Annotated in this window: 14 protein-coding genes; 6 read left to right on the forward strand and 8 right to left on the reverse strand. The window is 69.2% G+C overall.

The genetic code is table 11. The features are described from left to right. Positions 1-177: 177 nt before the first annotated feature. On the reverse strand, positions 178-840 hold the full coding sequence (locus ACFWV2_RS28715; protein WP_384409251.1) for an HNH endonuclease family protein: 663 nt from the start codon (positions 838-840) through the stop codon (positions 178-180). Between the two features lie 295 nt (positions 841-1,135). Here ACFWV2_RS28715 and ACFWV2_RS28720 point away from each other — a divergent pair, with 295 nt between their 5' ends. Then, complete coding sequence (locus ACFWV2_RS28720; protein WP_384409253.1) at positions 1,136-1,756, forward strand: hypothetical protein; 621 nt, start codon at positions 1,136-1,138, stop codon at positions 1,754-1,756. 156 nt (positions 1,757-1,912) lie between these two features. Here the strand turns inward: ACFWV2_RS28720 and ACFWV2_RS28725 are convergent, their stop codons facing one another. The 3 genes from ACFWV2_RS28725 to ACFWV2_RS28735 form a co-directional block, all read right to left on the reverse strand. After that, on the reverse strand, positions 1,913-2,914 hold the full coding sequence (locus tag ACFWV2_RS28725; RefSeq protein ID WP_384409255.1) for a hypothetical protein: 1,002 nt from the start codon (positions 2,912-2,914) through the stop codon (positions 1,913-1,915). After that, the gene (locus ACFWV2_RS28730) at positions 2,911-6,282 is read right to left on the reverse strand and encodes a DNA polymerase III subunit alpha (protein WP_384409257.1); all 3,372 of its coding nucleotides are present in this window, start codon (positions 6,280-6,282) and stop codon (positions 2,911-2,913) included. The genes ACFWV2_RS28725 and ACFWV2_RS28730 overlap by 4 nt, the downstream gene beginning before the upstream one ends. 512 nt (positions 6,283-6,794) lie before the next feature. Continuing rightward, positions 6,795-7,280: a hypothetical protein gene (locus tag ACFWV2_RS28735; RefSeq protein ID WP_384409259.1), complete on the reverse strand. Its 486-nt coding sequence runs from the start codon at positions 7,278-7,280 to the stop codon at positions 6,795-6,797. Between the two features lie 523 nt (positions 7,281-7,803). Here ACFWV2_RS28735 and ACFWV2_RS28740 point away from each other — a divergent pair. From ACFWV2_RS28740 to ACFWV2_RS28760, 5 genes are all read left to right on the forward strand, one after another. Next, positions 7,804-8,253, forward strand: coding sequence for a hypothetical protein (locus tag ACFWV2_RS28740; protein WP_384409261.1), 450 nt, complete (start codon positions 7,804-7,806; stop codon positions 8,251-8,253). Between the two features lie 333 nt (positions 8,254-8,586). Then, on the forward strand, positions 8,587-9,894 hold the full coding sequence (locus ACFWV2_RS28745; RefSeq protein WP_384409263.1) for a hypothetical protein: 1,308 nt from the start codon (positions 8,587-8,589) through the stop codon (positions 9,892-9,894). A 103-nt stretch (positions 9,895-9,997) separates the two neighbouring features. Beyond that, positions 9,998-10,636, forward strand: a complete 639-nt coding sequence (locus ACFWV2_RS28750) for a hypothetical protein (RefSeq protein ID WP_384409265.1) — start codon at positions 9,998-10,000, stop codon at positions 10,634-10,636. 767 nt (positions 10,637-11,403) lie between these two features. Continuing rightward, positions 11,404-11,832 carry a DUF6313 family protein gene (locus ACFWV2_RS28755; protein ID WP_384409266.1) on the forward strand — a complete coding sequence of 143 codons (429 nt, stop codon included), beginning with the start codon at positions 11,404-11,406 and terminating at the stop codon, positions 11,830-11,832. Further along, entirely contained in the window at positions 11,829-12,095 is a 267-nt protein-coding gene (locus ACFWV2_RS28760) for a hypothetical protein (RefSeq protein ID WP_384409268.1), read from the forward strand. The genes ACFWV2_RS28755 and ACFWV2_RS28760 overlap by 4 nt, the downstream gene beginning before the upstream one ends. A gap of 824 nt (positions 12,096-12,919) precedes the next feature. On the opposite strand, the gene ACFWV2_RS28765 is transcribed toward ACFWV2_RS28760, so the two are convergent. The 4 genes from ACFWV2_RS28765 to ACFWV2_RS28780 form a co-directional block, all read right to left on the reverse strand. Further along, complete coding sequence (locus ACFWV2_RS28765; protein ID WP_384409389.1) at positions 12,920-14,950, reverse strand: DNA recombination protein RecN; 2,031 nt, start codon at positions 14,948-14,950, stop codon at positions 12,920-12,922. Positions 14,951-14,955: 5 nt separating this feature from the next. Continuing rightward, positions 14,956-15,534 carry an ABC-three component system middle component 2 gene (locus ACFWV2_RS28770; RefSeq protein ID WP_384409270.1) on the reverse strand — a complete coding sequence of 193 codons (579 nt, stop codon included), beginning with the start codon at positions 15,532-15,534 and terminating at the stop codon, positions 14,956-14,958. Between the two features lie 43 nt (positions 15,535-15,577). Beyond that, on the reverse strand, positions 15,578-16,534 hold the full coding sequence (locus ACFWV2_RS28775) for a serine/threonine protein kinase (protein ID WP_384409272.1): 957 nt from the start codon (positions 16,532-16,534) through the stop codon (positions 15,578-15,580). A 485-nt stretch (positions 16,535-17,019) separates the two neighbouring features. Then, positions 17,020-17,988: a hypothetical protein gene (locus tag ACFWV2_RS28780; RefSeq protein ID WP_384409274.1), complete on the reverse strand. Its 969-nt coding sequence runs from the start codon at positions 17,986-17,988 to the stop codon at positions 17,020-17,022. Between the last annotated feature and the right edge of the window lie 113 nt (positions 17,989-18,101).

An 18,101-nucleotide genomic window follows, 5' to 3' on the forward strand; every position in this document is an offset into this window, starting at 1 on the left:
ACTCGCCGCCCGTTACAAGGCCGGAGTCCACCTCGCCTCACTCATCCTCTGGCTCCGCGAACCCATCCAAGATCCTTTGTCAGACAGGACCTAGGGCCTGCCGGACCCACTCCCGCCGTCGGAAAGTGCGGCGCGGGGGAGGGGGCGTCGAGTCAGGACTCGTAGGCGGACCGGGGTTTACGGGGCGGGGGTGAAGATGACGGCGGTCTTCGCGCAGTCGCCGTGGGCGAAGACGGCGAGGGCGTCCATCTCGGCGTTGTCGGCGGCCAGATTCCAGCGGAGCTTGGTGCCGACCCATTCGGAGATGTAGCGGCAGTGCGCGCTGGGGAGCGGCGGCATCCAGTCGCGGGGGTCCTGGTCGGCTTTCTGGCGGTTGGAGCGTGCGGTCACCGCGACGAGGGACGTGCTGGCGTCCTGGTCGTTCGCGTATGCCTCGCGCCGGGCCGGCGTCCAGGCAGACGCTCCCGAATCCCAGGCCTCGGCGAGGGGCACCATGTGGTCGATGTCGAGTTTGCCGGGGTCGTTGACCTCGACGCCGTCGTAGTAGCTGGTCCATTCCCCGCCGCTCAGCTTGCAGCTGGCGGCGACGGTCGGTGCTTCGACGGCTTCGGCCAGGAGGACTTCGGCGCGGGTGTTGCAGCCGTCCCCGACGTCGAGACCCGAGTTCCAGTGCTTGAACTTGTGGCGGGTGTAGCCGGCGCGGGACTCGTCGGCGACACGGACCTGGTCGAGCGCGGCGGCGAGCTGGAGGACTTCATCGGCCTGCGCGGGCGCCGGTGCGATGAGGGGGATGAGGGACAGGGAAAGCGCGGCCAGACCGCGCAGCATGTTCTTGATCACGCCCGTAGGGATAGCGGCCGTGGGCCGGTGACATGCCGGTGGCCGGTGGTGGATCAGCCGGGTGGGTGAACAGGTTCACCAGGGGAACCGTTCCCTCTTCTCCCGCTGAGTTGGGCACCCCGCAGGTCTGGCGTGAGGCGCAGTACAGGGCGGTGCCCTGGCCGCTTTCAGGGCGGACCCTTCCTGGACGTACTGGTAGGCCCACACCGCCGCCGACCTCGCCGCCACGTGCGAGGATCGCCCCCGGCCCGGCCCGCTTTGGTGTCCCATACCCCTTCGGACTCGTTGTGGGGTCATGCTTTCCAACTCCGGCCACATCAGCCACGAAATGTCGCACACGTTCGTCCAGCGCGCCCGAAGCGTCCTGAGCCGAGGCGACCGTGACACGGCCCGAGCACTGCTCGATCTCGCAGACGCCCACATCTGCCTTGCGGTAGCCGACGCCCGTGCCCAGGAAGTCGTCCGCGTCGCTGCCGAGGCCGCCGTCGAGCAGCAGCGTGCCCTCGCCCTACGAGCACGAGCCGACGCCGACCAGGCCGACGCCGACCGCGCCGAGGCTGCCGCCCGCAGGGCCGCCGCCGAGAGCGCCGCCGCCGAGAGCCAGGCCGCCGCCGTCCATGCCCGAGCTGAGGCCGCCCGGGCCGAGGTCGCCGTCCTGGAGGCCGAGGACACTGCCCGCCTCACTCCTGTCGAGCGTGCCGTTCGCAAGGTGGCCCGCCTCATCCTCGCCGCCCACCACGCGATCCCGGCGAGCCGGAAGCCCCAGGCGCCGGACATGTACGCCGTCTCCCTGGAGGCTGTCCAGGACGCGCTTCACGTCTCTCACACCGTCGCAGGACAGCGCCGCCAGGCGGCCGGCGACCTCATCGCCAACGGCTACACAGGCGACTGCGATCTTTCGGCTTCGGGACAGTGAGCCCTGTCAGCGTTTGCGTCAGACCGGCCTGCCGGATCTGGCCTGGGTGGCGGCGGAGGCCGCGGCTGGGGCCGCGGCCCCGTTGACGGACCCGATCGTGAAGGCCGCCGGCCGTGCTGCTGGCCGCTCGGCGCCCGGGCGACGTGAGGCGTGTGGTCAGCTGGCGTGTCGGTACGCGGCGGTGCTGCCGACGATCCCGGGTCTGTATCGCGCGCGAGCGCGGTCAAGGGCCGCCTCTAGGTCCCGTGCCCGGTCGTCGTGGGTCCCAAGGGGGAGCTGGTGGACGGCTGTCTCGGCGGGCTGGAGACGCTCCGCGCGCAGCGACAGCGATCGGACGCGGGCGCGCTGGAGGCCGAGCGTGGTGAGCAGTTCGCGGGCTGTCGCGGCGAGGGCGGGAGTATGGGCGGTGGCTTCGGCCAGGGAACGCGTCCGAGTGGTTTGGCTGCGGTCGACGTAGGTGACGGTCAGGGTGAGCCCCTGGGCGACCTGGCGATCGTCCCGCAGCGCCGCCCCGATGTGTTCGGTGAGGCTGAGGACGGCCCGGTGGTGGTGGTCGGGGTCGAGTTCGTCGTGGTCGAACCGGTGGCTGAGACTGAGGGATCTGGGTGCGGCGGCGGGGACGATGGGGCGGTCGTCGATGCCGAGGGCTCGGTCGTGGGCCTGGCGGCCGGCGGCGATGCCGAGGATCCGCTGGAGGGTGGCGAGCGGGGTGTCGGCGATGTCGCCGACGGTGTGGATGCCGAGCCGGCCGAGCGTGCGTGCGGCGGCGGGGCCGATGCCGGGGAGCGCGGCGGCTGGCTGGGGCCGGAGGAACGCCGCGATGTCGTAGGGGGTGTTGGCGACGATCGTGGCGCCGCCCGCGGGGGTGAGGGCGGCGGCCATGGCGGCGATCATCCGGCTGGGGCCGGCGCCCGCGCTGGTGAAGACGCCGTGCAGCGCGAGCGCGCGGAGCCGGATCACGCCGACGAGACCGGCGGCGTCCTGACCCCAATACCTCAGGGCGCCGGTGAGGTCGGCGTCGGCGGAGAAGTCGACGGGGTGCGCCTCCACCTGCGGGGTGACGTCGGCAAGGACATCCAGGAGCTGCTCGTACAGGCCAGGGTCCGGCTCGGACAGATGGAAGTGGATCCGCATCAGCGTGCGGGGACTGGTGCTCATCCGGCGCTCCCGGGGCTGGAGTGACCGAGGCGGGTGAGATCGGCCGAGCGGGTGCCCGCGGGCTGGAGGTCCGCGTAGGGGTGAAGGCGCGCGCCTGTGGTTCCGTCGATGAGGGTCCTGGGCGGTGTGGCCGGCTGGGTGGGGGTCGGCGCGGGGGAGGCGTGGTCGAGGAGGTCGAGGACGGCCTGGGGGCCGTGATCGCGGCGGGCGGCGGCGAGCTTTTCCAGGTCCCACACCCTCTGCCCGACGACCGTGCGGCGCGGGCCGCGGGCTTCGACCGTTCCCTGGACGAGGAGGAGGCCGGAGTGGAAGACCGTGTGGGCGCAATCCTCGTGGGAGTCCTCGAAGAAGGCGATGTCGACGAGGCCGAAGCCGTCTTCGAGGGTGACGAAGATGACCCGCTTGCCTGAGGGGATGGGCGGGGTCTGGGTGGAGGCGCGGACGCCGGCGACGAGGACGGGCTGCCCGGGGTGCAGGGCGCGCAGGTGCTTGGCGTCGACGGCTCCGATCTCCCGCAGCAGGCGGTGGTGGTGTTCCATCAGGTGCTGGCTCACGTCGATCTTCAGTACGCCGAGCTCGGCGTCCAGACGCTCCCGGCTGGTCATCTCCCGCAGCCCCGAGGGCCCGGCTGTCAGGAGGGAGTCGTCGATGGGGAGCTGTCCCGGGCCGGGCCGGCTGCGGGTGTGGCGGTGGAGTTCGGTGGCCTGCAGCAGCAGGTCCCGCCGGGTCTGCTCGCCCTTGAGGGTGTCGAGGGCGCCGATCTGGATGAGGCGTTCGGCGATCGGCAGCGCGGGGTGCGCGCGTTGGAGGAAGTCCTGGAGGGAGTTGTAGGGCTGGCCGGCGGCGATCCGGGTGACCTGCTCAGCGCTGATGCCCTTGACCGAGGAGAGGGAGAGCCGGACTCCGAAGCCGGTGCCGGTGGCCTCGACGGTGTAGGCGGGCTTGGAGGCGTTGATGTCGACGGGGAGGACGGGCACGTTGTGGCGGCGGGCGTCGGAGACGATCACGCGCAGCGGCCACATGCCTGGGTCGTGCTCCAGGAGCCCGGCATACAGAGCGGCGGGGTGATGGGCCTTGAGCCACGCGGACTGCAGAGCGGGGACGGCGAAAGCGACGGCGTGCGCGCGACAGAACCCGTAGGCCCCGAACGACGACACGATGTCCCAGACCTCGTCGAGGACCTTCGGGGTGTAGCCGCGGGCGCCGGCCTTCGCCCGGAACCACTTCTCCAGTTTCGGGAGCCGCTTCTCGTCGGCGAGGGTGCGGCGGGCGACCTCGGCGAGCGCGCGGTCGCAGCCGGTCATGACGGCGAAGATGTCGATGATCTGCTCGTGCCAGATCGTCACCCCGTAGGTGTCGGCGAGGACGGGCTCGAGGTCGGGGTGGGGATAGACGGGTGCGGCGCCGTGGCGGGCCGCGATGTACATCGCCGGCATCCCGCCCTGCACCGGCCCGGGCCGGAACAGCGAGATGTCGGCGATGACGTCCTGCGGATCGCGCGGCTGGAGCCGGCCGACGAGGTCCTGCTGACCCGGTGACTCCAGCTGGAACATCCCCACCGTGTCGGAGTCCTGGATCATCTTGAACGCGAAGACGTCGTCGAGGGGAACGTGGTCGGCGTTGTCGAGGTCGATCTGGCGGCCGGTGGTGCGGCGGATCTCGGCGAGGGCGTGGGCCATCGCGGACTGCATCCGCACCCCCAGGACGTCGAGCTTGAGCAGGCCGAGGTCCTCGACGTCGTCCTTGTCGGCCTGGACCATCGGATATGCGCCCTGCGCGGTGGGTTGCACCGGCAGACGGTCCAGCAGCGAGGAGTTCGACAGGATCACTCCGCACGGGTGCATCGCCATCCCCCGCGGCAGCTTGTCCAGCCCCTCGGCCAGTTCCCACAGCCGCCCATACGAGCCCGCGTCGGCATTCAGACGGCGCAGCTCGGGCAGCTCGGCGAGCGCGGAGCGGATGTCACAGGCCCGGATGTGCGGGAAGGACTTCGCGACGCGGTCGACGACCTGCGGGGGCAGGCCGAGCGCGAGACCGGTGTCGCGCAGCGCGTGCCGAGCCCGGTAGGTCTCCGGCATCCCGGTCACCGCGACCCGCTCCGCACCGAACCGCTCGAAGATCCGGTCGTACACCTCCAGGCGGCAGGCGGACTCCACATCAATGTCGATGTCCGGCAGCGAGGCCCGCCGCTCCGACAAGAACCGCTCGAAGAGCAGACGGTGCTCCAGCGGGTTCGCAGTGGCGATGAACAGCGCGTGGTTGACCATCGAACCGGCCCCCGAACCACGGGCCGCGACCCTAATCCCCATGCCCCTGGTATCGGCGACAACCTGCGCAACCGCGAGGAAGTACGGCTCATAGCCGAGCCGGCCGATGATCCCCAGCTCATACTCCAGCTGCTCCACCGACCGCCGGTCGCCATCGAGCCCGCGGGCGGTCATCCCGGCCTCGCACCGCTGCCTCAGCAGCCGCATCGCCCCACCCGCACCCGGCTCCGCCCCGACGACCGTCGGCTCAGGGAAGTGCGGGGTGCCCAGCCCCAGGTCGGCGACCGGATCGACCACGCACGCCTCCGACGTACGGACGGTCTCGGCGAGCAGCGCGGCCGCCCGGCCCGGGCCGGCGCCACAGTCCCCGGCGATACGCTCCGCGACCGCCGCCATCTCGCCGGGGCCCTTGAGCCACCGCTCGCCGCAGTCCAGGCGCCGCCGGTCGACCGGCCGCAGCAACCGGGCCGCGTCCAGCACATCCGCCAGCCGGTGCTGAGCAGGGTCGGCGTAGCGGACGGCGTTCGCGAGCACGACAGGGATCCCGAGCCGGTCCGCCAGGCCAACCGTGTGCGCGGCGAGCCGGCCCGACCCCGGCCCCATGCCCGCCAGCCCCCACGACACCGCTTCCAGCCGCAGATTCCCACCGGCCAGCTCCCGCCACGGCTCCAGAAGCCGCTCGGCCACATCCGGCCTGCCCCCGGCCAGGGCACGCACCGGCTCCGAGGCCGGCCCGAGCAGCACCACCAGGCCCTCGCCCGCAAACGCCTCCAGGGTGCCCCACGAAGCGATCGGCACCCCGTCGGCCAGGTGGGCGGCGGACACGATCCGGCACAACCGGCCCCACCCGGCGACGTTCTTCGCCAGGAGCGTCACCCGCCAGGCCGCCTCGACGACGTGCGTGCCACCGCGGACCGGGGTCCGCCGCCGCTGCGCCGTCTCCCGGGCGGCGGGCTGGTGCGGGGCGACGGCGAGGTCGACGCCGAAGACGGGCCGGACCCCGGCGGCCGCGGCGGCCTTCGCGAAACGCACCGCTCCGGTGACGTTGTCCCGGTCGGTCAGCGCCAGCGTCGCGATCCCACGCTCCGCCGCCCGGGCCACCAGAGCGCTCGGGTGGGAAGCGCCGAAGCGGGCCGAAAACCCACTCGACACATGCAAATGCGGCACTCCACCACCCATGACAACCTCCGGGTAAACCCCCACGAAACAGATCAAAGAACCCTGACCACACCCTCACAGTAGTCGAACGTAAATCGAACATGCGACCTCTGGGGTGCACAATCCCGCCATCGGGGCAGCGCGGGATTGCCGATGGCCACGGATACCTATGGGTGGACACAGCGGAGGTTCTGCGCAGCTCTGCCTAGTCGGCGACGAGCCGCCGGCCCAGGTGGAGCTGGGTGGCTGCCCCGGCCATGGCAAGCCGTGCGGGCGGGGGCGCGGCCGGACAGATGGGGTGCGGCCCCCGCGCGCACGGCCAGCAGGGATGAACTGCCCGAGTCGGCCGCGATAGGGCTGGACACGCACCAGGACAACGGCGCCGTGCTGGTGCCGACCTCGCGAGCAGGCCGGTGGGCTGTGGCGCCGGTTTCCAGCGGGCGACCTGACACGAGCTACACACCCCGGGAGGCGGCGTCGAGGGTCTCGGCGATGCTGAGCGCGGCCAGTACCTGACTTTGGCCGTCCTCCATGTCGAGGTCGCCAGTGGCGAGGGCAGTGGCGATCCGGGCGGCGTGCCCGATCGCGACCGCGACCTCGGTCGGCTCCCGGTGGAGGGTCAAGGTCTCGTACGCGGCGGTCAGCGCACGTGGGAGGTCCCCGCCGTGGTCCTCCGGACCGTGAGCGGTCAGCGGCCGCAGCCACAGGTCCGCGTGGGACTCCACCACCTTGAGGTAGCCGCGGTAGTCCAGCACCTCGCCGCAGACTCCGGCCGCTGGCCCGGCAACGGTACGGCGGCCGGTCCACTGCTCGGTGAGCCACCGGTGCCGGCGACACACCTGCAGCCGGTAATCGTACGGACGGTCCAGGTGCCGCGTCGCGCGCTCGACAATGAGGGTGGACGGCGTCGTGCATGTGGTGATCCGGCGGAGCACCGGCACGTTCGGCCCCTTCTCTGGCAGCAAGTCTGCGGCTGATCATCGCCGCAGTCGCGCGCGGCCGGTGCCCAGTGCTAGGCACTCGGAAGGTGACGTGGGACTCGCTTCTCCGCCTGGTGGGCCACTCGACATCGTCACCTCTGCGTCGCAGGCTGCGGCTCCACAACCTCACGCCGGGCGGCGCACCGAGGTGGTGGAGGATGACCATTGCTGCCTGGAGCATGAAGCCATGTAGGAGCACTCTCGTGGACACGGCCGGTGATCCCGAACGGGACACGAACTCACCACCCGCCAGGCCGCCGTCCTGCCCAGCCGTCGTCCCATCGTTTCGTCGATCACCCGTTACGGTGGATACTCACCGCACTGCCCCCGGACACTGCTCCCGTTCCGGCAGCGTGGACCCCATGCACCCCGGCCGCACGACGCACCTCACCCCTTATGACTTGGCCTCCAGCGCTCCCGCCGGGAAAGTCCTGGCCGCCACCGATCCGCGCGGCGCCGGAACTGCGGCGGGGCTGTGGTAGCGATGTCGGAGGAGCCGCTGAAGCTGCGCAGCGAAACTGGCGAGCCATACATGCTCGCCGTGCCCCACTTGCCGATCACCGACCGCTGCCTGTCGTCGGCCGACGTCGGTGTCTACATGCGGTGCCGGTGGCTGGGGGACATTTGCGCTCCATACGGCGATCTCGACTGGCTGATCGCCGAACTGCAGATGCCGCCGGAGGAGACTCGGGCTTCGGTCCGGCGGCTGGTCGAATTTGGTTACCTCCACATGGTCGGGCCGGCCGAGGTCGAGGCCGTTACGGCACGGGCTGTGGCCGAGCATGTCCGGGAGGCCATCGAGGCGACCATGGACGAACTCACTCCGACTGAGCGGACAGCTGTCGCCCGTCTCGCGGACCTCGTGGACCGGCGTCGGGATGAGGCCGCAGCGGCGCTGGACGCCCAGATCGACCGTGAACTTGGCTCCGGGTGATCCGAGGCCGAAAGGCCCACGGGTGCCGCCAAGTGCCCTTGAGGACAGCCCAGAAGGGCGTCGATCAGCCGCATGCCGCGAACGTTGGCTCTCCTCGCCGCGGGCTCACTGCGCTGTCTTAGGACATCACGGCCCGTCCGAGGCAACGAGTGCACACCCGTGGGTCGCACAGCCGACCCCGGCCATTCGCGCGCCGGTTTTCGGGGCGGACTGGGGCGAAAACCGGGTCTGATCAGCCCCGAGTGTGAGTTAAAAATGGTATAGTTGTCTTGTTGGTCGGTGGTGGCAGTCGGCCAACAAACCGAATCCGTATCTCACTCCCCAGGGAGAGCTATGACCAAGCTCGAGACGCAGGTCGCTACCTCCGACACCGCGAAGAAGGAGGAAAAGCAGCCCGTAAAGCCAACCGCCAGCTTCGCCGGAATTAACGCGGAGATCATCGACGCTCTGAATTTCGCCGAATTCGGAATTGCTCCGAAGGCGCAGCCGCCCGCGCAGCGCGGTGTGCTGATCGAGACCCGCCGGAATCGGATCGTGTTCAGCGCCCACGACTTCGAGACTTCCGTGTCGGTCACGATCTCCGCTGCGACGCCGCTTGCGAGGGGCTCCTCGCTCCTCGACTTCCCCGAGCTGAAGAAGAGCCTCGCGGCCATGATCGCCGGGGAGACCAAGACCGTCGCCGCCCGGACCCGCGTCTCGCTCGACGGAGACCTGCTGGCCACCGAGCACCTCACGGTGCCCGTCACCGCGCACGACATCCACGAGTACACCAAGCCGCTGGACGCCGTGCCCGCCATGGCAAACATGGACACGCAGGCCTTCCTCCGCCAGCTCAACCGCGTGCTGCCTGTGGCAGGCCGCGACGACACGCTGCCCGTGCTCACCGGCATCCAGATCACGCTGGACGGGGAGAAGCTCACCATGGCGGCCACCGACCGCTACCGATTCGCCGTCGCGGAAGTCCCCGTCACCTCCACCGCAATGCCGTCCAAGAAGCCGCTGGTTGCGCTCATCCCGGCCGACACCCTCTCCGCTCTGGCCAAGCGTCTGAAGGCTCACGACGGCCCCGTGGGCATCGGCATCCTCGAAGACGACCACGCCGAAGGGGAGCCCGTGGCCAACTGGCCCGTCGCCCGCGCCACGCTGTCGCTGGGAGCCGTCACCGTCACCATGCGCTCGCTGGACGGCAGCCTCCCCAAGTACCAGTCGCTGTTCCCCGAGACGTGTGACACGTCGGTCCAGCTCGACCGCGCCACGACCGTCCGGGCGGTGAAGAAGTGCCAGGCCGTACTGACGGCCAAGGGCCTCAGGGACGTGCCCGTGATGTTCGTCTGGGACGCCGACGGCAACCTCACGCTCGCCCCCCGGCTGGACACGGCCGAAGGCACGGCCCGTACCAAGGGCATGCCCGTCCCGATGGCCATCACCCACGGCACCGGCGAAGGACTGCGCGGAGGCATCGCCGCGTTCAACCCGGGATTCCTGCTGGACGCGCTCGGCACCTTCACCGGCGACACCGTGACGCTGCACCTCGGCGAGATGAAGGAGGGGCAGATCAGCAAGCCCGGGCTCTTCACCGAGGGGCCCGAGATGACGGGTGAAGGCTACAAGCACCTGGTGATGCACGTCCGCCTGGCCTGACCAACCGGCGGTACGCGGGGGTGTGGTCCATCGGCCCCACCCCCGCCCCCGGCGGGGAGTGGCACCCCGCCGGCCCCGAAGACACACCCACAGGAGGTACCCCATGGCATGGATGCTCGACTGGCGAGGAACCCCGATCACTCACGGCGCCCACGTCCTCTTCCCCCGGAAGTGGGGACACAGCGCCCACTCGACGGAGATGGCGGAAGGCATCGTCAAGCGCTTCAGCTCCACCGGCCGGATCACCGTCGACGTACTTCGATCCCGCCCGCGAGAGTCCGGCGGCACCGGCCGCGCCCGCTACGCGGTCCCGGCCCACAGCGCGACGGTCGTGCCCGGTCCAGCCGGCCGCCGTGTCGCAGACGGCCGAGGCGACGCCGCATCGAGCCCAGCGCCCTTGACTCCCGCCCCGGCCGCGCCCCTTGAGCTCTTGACGGTCGACGGAACGGACTACGGGCCATACCCCGGGCAACCCACGACGGCGACGCGATCTCCCTACGACACGTACCTGTTCGCCGGCGAGACCGCGCAGCGCATCGTTGAAGACCTGCACCGGGACAACTGCGGCCTCACCGCAGCATTCGAGTACGACGGCGCGCTCACGTTCACGTGGGACGCGACCTACCGAGACGAGCCCGGCGCCGAGCGCGTCACCCCGGACGCCCAGGGCCGCTACGCTATCGGCGGACTCTGGCCCTGGGACACCTGGCCCGAGACCGACGGGACGACGCCCCAGCCCTGACCGCGCCCCACCCGACGCGGCCCCGTGCCCTTGCCCGTGGGAAGGACTTGTCTCGGCCCGGCCACGGTCCGGCGCCCGCCCTGGGGAGCGGGCGCCTCGGCGCGCACCCCGCCCCGGGCCGGGACTCGTTTCCAGCCCGCACCACCGGCCCTCGGCCGGCAGGGACTGCACCCGGGCCCGCGACAGCTGGCCCGCTTCCGTCGATGCAGTCCGCCGTACGGGCCGACCAGGCCTCGGGCGCGCGCGTCGCCGAGGCGGCGCCGACCCGGCACGTGTCGCACCGTCGTTCACCGGACTGCCCGACCGGCTCCGGTTCACCCGCAGGAGTGAATTTCCCCCTCGCGTACGCGGGGTGGGGATCTTGCGGTGCGTCCCCAACTGTCGCACAGATATGGGCCGTTGACAATAAATGGGATCTTTCGCAACCTTTCCGGCGTGGCTCCAGACGGGGGGGCCCGGAGAGGAGTTCGTGATGGGCAAGCAGCGGGAGTTCTACGACGAGCAGGCGGCGGCCGGAGGCTCGGAGTCCCGTTGGCCGCCTGGCGGTGGGCGGCAAGGTCCGGACTGGTCCCGCCGACGGACGCGGGGCCGGGGCAGTGGTCGCGGTCCGCGGTCGACGGGGTGGACGCGGAAGGCGTCCGCGCGGCGCTGCGCGGGCCGATGGGCGCAGGGCAGGCGGCGGACCGGCTGACCGCGGTCCGGCTCACCTCGCCCGGGTGGCGGACGCCAATGTGCAGGCCAGGCAGGAGCCCCATAGGTTCGCGTACATGACCGCTCCTTCGCAGCCACCTCCCCTGGCTGGCCAGACTCGCTGGTGGGTGCGGCTCCGGCACTGGAAACAGGAAAAAGCGGCCAGGACGGACAAGTTTCGCTCGTGGCTTTACTTCAAATCGTGGAAATGGGTCCTAGCTGTATTCGTCGCCTACATGCTCGCGGCGCGCAAGTTGGGTTACATCAAGGCCTGGGAGATCCTCGTCGGTCGAGAATCACCCAGGGACGCTGCCTGGCCTTGGGTTACCTGGCCGTTGTCGATCTTTGGCTGGATGCTCATTCCGGCCTTCATTGGCGGTGTGGCTGGCTACGTGGTCACAGCCCAGATCGACTCGCGCCGTAGTGCCTCACCCTCAGAAGCTGCGGGGGAATTGAGTGACGCTGCCAGGCAACCGGGTGCACCCCCCCATCAGGGCTCACCATGATCACTCTCTACGATCTGTATCACCATGGCAGTGTCAGTGACCGGTCTTTTGCTCAGACATTCGCCGACCTCCATAGGACCTGGGAGGAAGCCCAGGAGCACTGGCGCAGCACGGTTCTGTTCCACATGCACAAGGTGAAGACGATGGAGGGGCGCAGCGACGAGGAGAAGGATCGTTACGCTGAGTATCTGGCCCAAACGCAACTGTGGTTTGATGCTAAGGATGGCGTTTGCAGCGCTCCACGAAAGCCGATCAAGTTTTAGAGTGGAGTGCATGGTGGATCTGCAAGTGAGTAAGCAGAGAGTTAGGGCCGCGGCACGGTCCGTAGATGAGCTGCGCCGTTCGGGCACCATCACTGCGGGGATCGATGATCCTTCTCTGACTCCGGGCCGTAAGCGTCAGCGTCCCTCACGGCTGTCCGTTGCTATTGCTGAGATTGCCTCGCATGGCCGGCCTACAGAACAGCAGATCGACGAGCTGCGTGCTGAGTTTCCCACCGTTGCCGTCGCTACCCTGGGTGAAGATGATCCTCACAACAAAATTGGCCTGTCGGAGTCTGAGGGTGGGATGCAGGCTCCGAGCAGCGCCACGTACAAGCTTCGCGGAGTAGCACAGCCTCGGCCTCGCAAGAAGTCCAGAACGCCCGGGAAGGATTCCAGCGACTAAAGTTCAGCAGTCCTGCTGACCCCAGGGCACCGGGCGGACGGGTGGTGTTGCAGACCCGCCGCGGGTCGCTGGTGCAGGACCGGTTCCCGGACCTGGTTGGCGCAGCGGAGCAGCAGTTGCCGGGCGGCCTGGTCCTCGATGGCGAACTCCTCGTCTGGGACGCCGAGGCGGAGCGACTGTCGTTCGAGGGAGGGGTTGCAGCGCCGGGCAGCAGCCCGGGGCCGCAGCGCCCCCGGCCTCGCCGCCAGGTGGCCGGCCTACTTCGTGGCTTTCGACGTGTTGCAGCCGGACGGGGTGGCCCAGCCCTCTGTGGGGGTCGAGGCTCTTCCACCCATGCCTGAGCCCCTGGCGTCGCTGCGGAACTGCGGGGCTGATGCGGGAGACGCGTGAGTGGGGGCTGCTGGCGCCGTGGCGGTGACCGTCAGCTTTCGTCGGAGGTGGGCGGTTGTTGGGGGCTGGCTTCGTCGGTCGTCGTCTCGTCGTCGATCAGCCCGTAGGGAGGCTGGTCCTCGTTGCGGCTGTACCGCACCACGACGTTGTCTTCCACGAGCGTGGGCGGGCTGTTGTCGACGATGATCACCTGGGCACCGGCCCCCTGGTCAGCCAGCCAGCCGGTGAGGTGGCGGTAGAAGTCGTCGATGGCAATCGCGTCTGCGATCACCGCGTCCCGGGTTCCGCCGTGGCCGAGGTTCTTCTGCGGGCTGTCAATCATGAGGAATCCGGGGTGGGCGGCCGACGTTTCGACGGCCACCTCGAAGACGGCCAGCTGCCAGGCCAAAGTAAGGAGCGTCCGGGCACCAGACGATGCCTCACGGTAGGAATCGCCGCGTACGTGCGGAACCAGGTTCGTGTCGATCATCGGCTGGCTGAGTTTCGGGTACCGCCACTGCCGCAGCAGCTCGCTGTACCGGCCGCTGATACGACCGACGACCAGGTCCCGGTCCTGCGCGGCATCCCCCAGCCGATCGAGTTCCTCCCGCAGACGCTCGATCTGCGCCTCCTGCCGTTCCACCAGGGCGGCGCGCTTCTCCAGGCCGGCCTGAAGCTTCGTCGCGTTCTCGGCCTGCTGGAGATGACGGAGGACTTCCTCACGCCGACGTTGGAGGTTGTCGCGAGCGGCGAGGAACGGGGTGACGGTGGGCGAAGTGGCCTCGTCGACTGCGGCCGCGGCCCGTTCTTCGGCAATGGCGGCGTCTTCCGCCTGGAGTTTCAACGCGGTGAGCGACGCGTCCAGGCCCTCCACGTAGGAGGTGATCTCCTTCAGGCGGGCCTTGGTGGCCCTGACCTCGGCTGCGACATCCAGTCGGCCTTCATCCGAAGAGTGCTCGGCATTGGCGGTGCCGAGCGTCAGGTGGCCGTCGCCGCTGGGCAGCTCGTGGCTGCACAGACTGCACGAGCCGTTCTCCACCGACGGGGCAACGGGCAGCCGGTTCAGGCACGCGGGACAGGTCGTGACGCTCAGGGGGTCGAACAGGCGCTGCGCTTCGGCCAGCATGTTGAGCTTGACGAGGTCATCCGCGTACTGAGCTCGCAGCGGCATCATGCGGGCGAGTTGCGTCTCGCAGTCACGTACCACGCCGGCGGCTCGCCGGGCGCGTTGGGCAGCTTGCTGGTGCTCGCGTCGTAGACGCCCGGCGAAGGTGGTACCGGCTTGCGCAGCCTCATCAAGGGCTTGTAGCTGCTGGGTCAGCTCCAGCAGTTCGCCCTCGTACTGCTGGGCGACCAGAGGGCCGACTGTGGGAACGTCCTGTTCGTCGACGAAAGCCCGTGCTGCGGCGAGTTCGGAGCGTGCCTGGGTGAGTCGGGTGCCCAGGTCCCGGATACGCTGCCCAAGCTCGACGGCGCGGTCGTCGTGGACGCCGAAGACGACGTCGACCACCTGCTTCAGCTTGTGCTTCTTCATGAACTCGTTCTCGAACAGGAAGTTCTTGGAGGCGATGCGCTCGTTGGGCAGGAACGCGAGGCCCATGAGGTCCCTGATGCTCAGGGGGTCGGTGCGGGACTCACGGCTGGAAGGGCTCTCCCGAAGCTGGACGCCTTCGAGCTTGCAGTGCCCCAGCAGCAGAGCGGAGAGGCTCTCGGGCGCTCCCGCCGGCTCGATAGGCCTGCTCTCAGGCCTGGACAGCGGCGGACTGTCCAGCGTTCCCCGGCGTACGTAAGCGACCTTCGACGGTTCCCCGACGGGCCGCTCGATGACGTGCGGTTCGCCGGACAGTTCGACTTCCAGAAGGCAGGAGCGGACCTTCCGCAGCACCTCTGGATGCCGAGGATGGCGCTTTCCGCCGAGGCCGTAGGCGATGAACTCCAGCACCGCCGTCTTGCCCGAGCTGAACGCTCCGGCCACCACGGACAGGTTCCGCACCTGATGGTCCTGGGTGAAGTCGACGTCGTAGTTCCGGCTGACGCCTGCAAGGCGCAGGCGCCGGATTCGGATGCCAGGCAGAGGCTGCATAGCAGTCACCCCTCCCAGGGCATGTCAGGTGCCTGCGGTCCCGGGCCCAGGACGCTGAGGAGCGCGGCACCGGGCGCGCCCTCTCCGTCCGGTCGCAACGACCGTGCGGTCTGTTCCCGCAGCGCCTTGTCGCTGAGCTTGCGCAGGTGACGTACGACGATGGACGCCGCAGTGGTGAACGACGCAGCGTAGGTGGCGGTGAAGCGCGCCCCGAGTTCCCGGCCGCGGTTGCTGATCGAGTAGGCGAAGGCGCCGTCGCGGTTGTGGACCTCGCAGCATCCGTAGGCGACGAGCAGTGCGAGGTCGTGCTGGATGCGTTCGCGTCGACTGGTGAAGCGCTGGGAGGAGGAGGCGTAGGAGAGCACCTGCGGATCGAACCCGGCCAGCCTGAGCAGGTTGCCCTCCCGGCCGTCCGAATCGACGACGAGGAAGGGGTTCGCCGACAGGAAGTCGTAGTAGCCGATGCGCTCCAGGCTCGCCCCCTTCGCGTCCTGCCCGGCGACGGCGTCGAGAAGTAGCAGCAGCTGCGCCAGCCGGAAGGTCACCTCGTCCTCCGGCATCATCACCGGCCGGTGTGCTTCCACGGCGAACTCCTCGTAGGTCTGACAGGACAGGCACCGGCAGCGGTCAGCCGGCGGAGTGCTCGGCGGCGATCTGCCGCCAGTGTTTGACCCAGCCCGCCTTGCGGTTGTCCACCAGCCGGTGCACCAGCCCCCAGCTGTGCACCAGCTCCAGGCGCAGCGACTTCGGCAGTTTGTCGTGCTCGTTGCGTACATCCCGCCAGACACGGGGGTGGAGAAGCCGAAGCGCATCCTCGGCCGCGCATTCGTTGAACTGCATCTCCCACAGACCATGCAGCGTCGCATCGGCGGAACTGAGCGCCGCCACCTCCGCCGGAACATCCTTATGCGCGATCTCACGGGCCACCAGATCGGCATTGAAGAACTGCCTCTTGGCAGAGTCCAGCTCCACATGGCCGGCCTCAGTCATCTGCCGGATGAACAAGGCGGAGCCGAGAGCGGCTGCCTTGTCGTCCTCGACTTCGAGCACCAGCCGAAGCTGCTCGATGGGGGCGGGGGCGGCCTGAGCGTAGGTCTCGTAGAAGCCGCGACGCACGTCGTCGCCCTCGGGGCTGAGCAACTTCTTCCGGAGAGCGGTCTCGTCCCAGAGCTGGATGACGAGGCTGTGCTCCTTCTCCTTCGCCCTCGTCCACGTGTCCCACCACGCCGTCATGGGTCCGTCCATGCTGGAGGGGATGCACAGAATCCAGCAGGCGATGGTGTGGCCGTTCTTGACGGCTGCCTTCAGCACGTTGTCGAGCGAGTCTTTGACCTGCTGCACGTGCTTCTTCGTGGTGACCGGTATGAAGTACTTCGACTGCCACACCGTAATCGCCCCACCGAGGTTTCCGGCGAAGGCGTCGATACCCCAGTCGCCCGGGTTGGCAGCGACGGACCGTACACCTGGGGTTGTCGCGGCGGCAAGCTGAGCGATCATCGTTTCGAAGTCGTCGCGGGCTCCGCCGGGGCTTCCCCCGCGAACTGCGTGCACGTCGAAGCTGATCGGCTGGACACCCGTCGGCACGGCTATTGAATCAGGCACAGCCCACCCCCCTGCGCCGGTGGACTGCACACAGGATGTCTCCTGTGCGTCACACACCGTACTGGCGCGAGGGTATCCGCGGTCAGTCACCTGATCAATAAGGGAAGCGCACATCGCTCGTAGGGCGTGATCCTCCGACGCCGGGCCACCCAGGTTGTCAGAGGGCTCCGGTAGATCAACGAGCATAAGCCGGTGCTGCGGTGCTGCGGTGCTGCGGTGCTGCGGTGCTGCGGTGCTGCGGTGCTGCGGTGCTGCGGTGCTGCGGTGCTGCGGTGCTGCGGTGCTGCGGTGCAGCTCTCCGGCGACCCGTCAGCGGGACAGCCCCAACGCCGTTACCTCGCGCAGCAGGCGCTCCTCCGCGGTTCGGGGCAGATTGTGCAGCCCTTCGTACTCCCGGTACTCGGCTGCCCTGTATTGCGCCTGCAACCCTTCCCACCACGGCGCGCCGGGACGGCACGGACCAGCTCCTAGGCCAGGACGTCGACGCGACCCGAGCACGCCCGCTGAATGGCCTGCAGGTCCGCCCGCGCAGGGCTGGCGCTTCCGCCGTGGACGGCGGCCCGCACCTTCGCCTCCAGCTCGGCCACCACCTCGTTAGTGAGGAACGGCAGGCCGATGCGGCGGTAGCCGGTGTCCACGGGCGTGGACAGGCCGAGCTTGACGGCGTCCCAGGCCCGCAAAGCCGCCTTCTGCTCGGCAGTGTGGCCACCGCCTGCCTGCCGCTCGCCGCGCAGCCGCCAGATCCAGGGCTTCACCGTGCTCATCGTGGTGCTGCTGCGTGCCTGGTCAAGCTCGTCGAGATCTCTCAACAGGGTCTGTGTGTCGGTGTGGATCTGAGTGCACAGCTTCCGCGCCCGAGCGAACGTCTTGTGGGTGACCACCGCAGCGGCCACCACGAGCGACAGGCCGGTGGAAATCAGCGGCACCGGGTGCGTGGCGACGAACCGCGCCCCCAGGAAGGCCACCACGGCGAAGATGCCGGTCACGTTCGCCAGCGCCCGGAAGACAGCCGCTCGCTGGATACGGCTCGCGAGCCGCTCCAGGACGTGGTCCTTCGGTTCGGCGATCCGCGACAGGATCGTCAGTGCGATGTAGATCAGCGCCAGTGAGAGCGCGGCCTGCCGGTAGTTGACCGGCTGCGCCGTGCCATCGAAAACCTTGACCAGACTGACGATCGGACCGGGGACCGCGAAACTCCCGACGATGAAAAGGATCACGAAGATTTTGAGAATGCCCTCACGGAGATGGTTCGCCTTCAGATAGCGGTTCATGGCCGGCATCCCTGAAAACGCCACCACCCATCCGCCGATGAAGAGGAACTTGCCCAGCCCCTGCTGGCCATCCCGGAAGAGCAGGTCGCCGTACATGATGACTGCGAACCCGAGGGGCAGCAGAACGAGCTTCCAGTGGGCGCGCATGGTGCTGGCCGTTGTCATGGGCCCACTTTGAGAGACCACAGCGGTCGGCCGTACTGATTTGAGGTAGGTCAGAGGGTCCTGGTGCCGTATGACGGTTGTCCAGTCGATCAGCCCTGGACACGATCGAGAGG

The sequence above is a fragment of the Streptomyces sp. NPDC058671 genome, assembly GCF_042716475.1.
Classification (GTDB): domain Bacteria; phylum Actinomycetota; class Actinomycetes; order Streptomycetales; family Streptomycetaceae; genus Streptomyces.

Bases quoted from the DNA above. Each gene is read 5' to 3' on its own strand.
- ACFWV2_RS28720 (WP_384409253.1), top strand. From the start codon at position 1,136: ATGCTTTCCAACTCCGGCCACATCAGCCACGAAATGTCGCACACGTTC.
- ACFWV2_RS28725 (WP_384409255.1), bottom strand. From the start codon at position 2,914: ATGAGCACCAGTCCCCGCACGCTGATGCGGATCCACTTCCATCTGTCC.
- ACFWV2_RS28740 (WP_384409261.1), top strand. From the start codon at position 7,804: ATGTCGGAGGAGCCGCTGAAGCTGCGCAGCGAAACTGGCGAGCCATAC.
- ACFWV2_RS28745 (WP_384409263.1), top strand. From the start codon at position 8,587: ATGACCAAGCTCGAGACGCAGGTCGCTACCTCCGACACCGCGAAGAAG.
- ACFWV2_RS28750 (WP_384409265.1), top strand. From the start codon at position 9,998: ATGGCATGGATGCTCGACTGGCGAGGAACCCCGATCACTCACGGCGCC.
- ACFWV2_RS28755 (WP_384409266.1), top strand. From the start codon at position 11,404: ATGACCGCTCCTTCGCAGCCACCTCCCCTGGCTGGCCAGACTCGCTGG.
- ACFWV2_RS28760 (WP_384409268.1), top strand. From the start codon at position 11,829: ATGATCACTCTCTACGATCTGTATCACCATGGCAGTGTCAGTGACCGG.
- ACFWV2_RS28765 (WP_384409389.1), bottom strand. From the start codon at position 14,950: ATGCAGCCTCTGCCTGGCATCCGAATCCGGCGCCTGCGCCTTGCAGGC.
- ACFWV2_RS28780 (WP_384409274.1), bottom strand. From the start codon at position 17,988: ATGACAACGGCCAGCACCATGCGCGCCCACTGGAAGCTCGTTCTGCTG.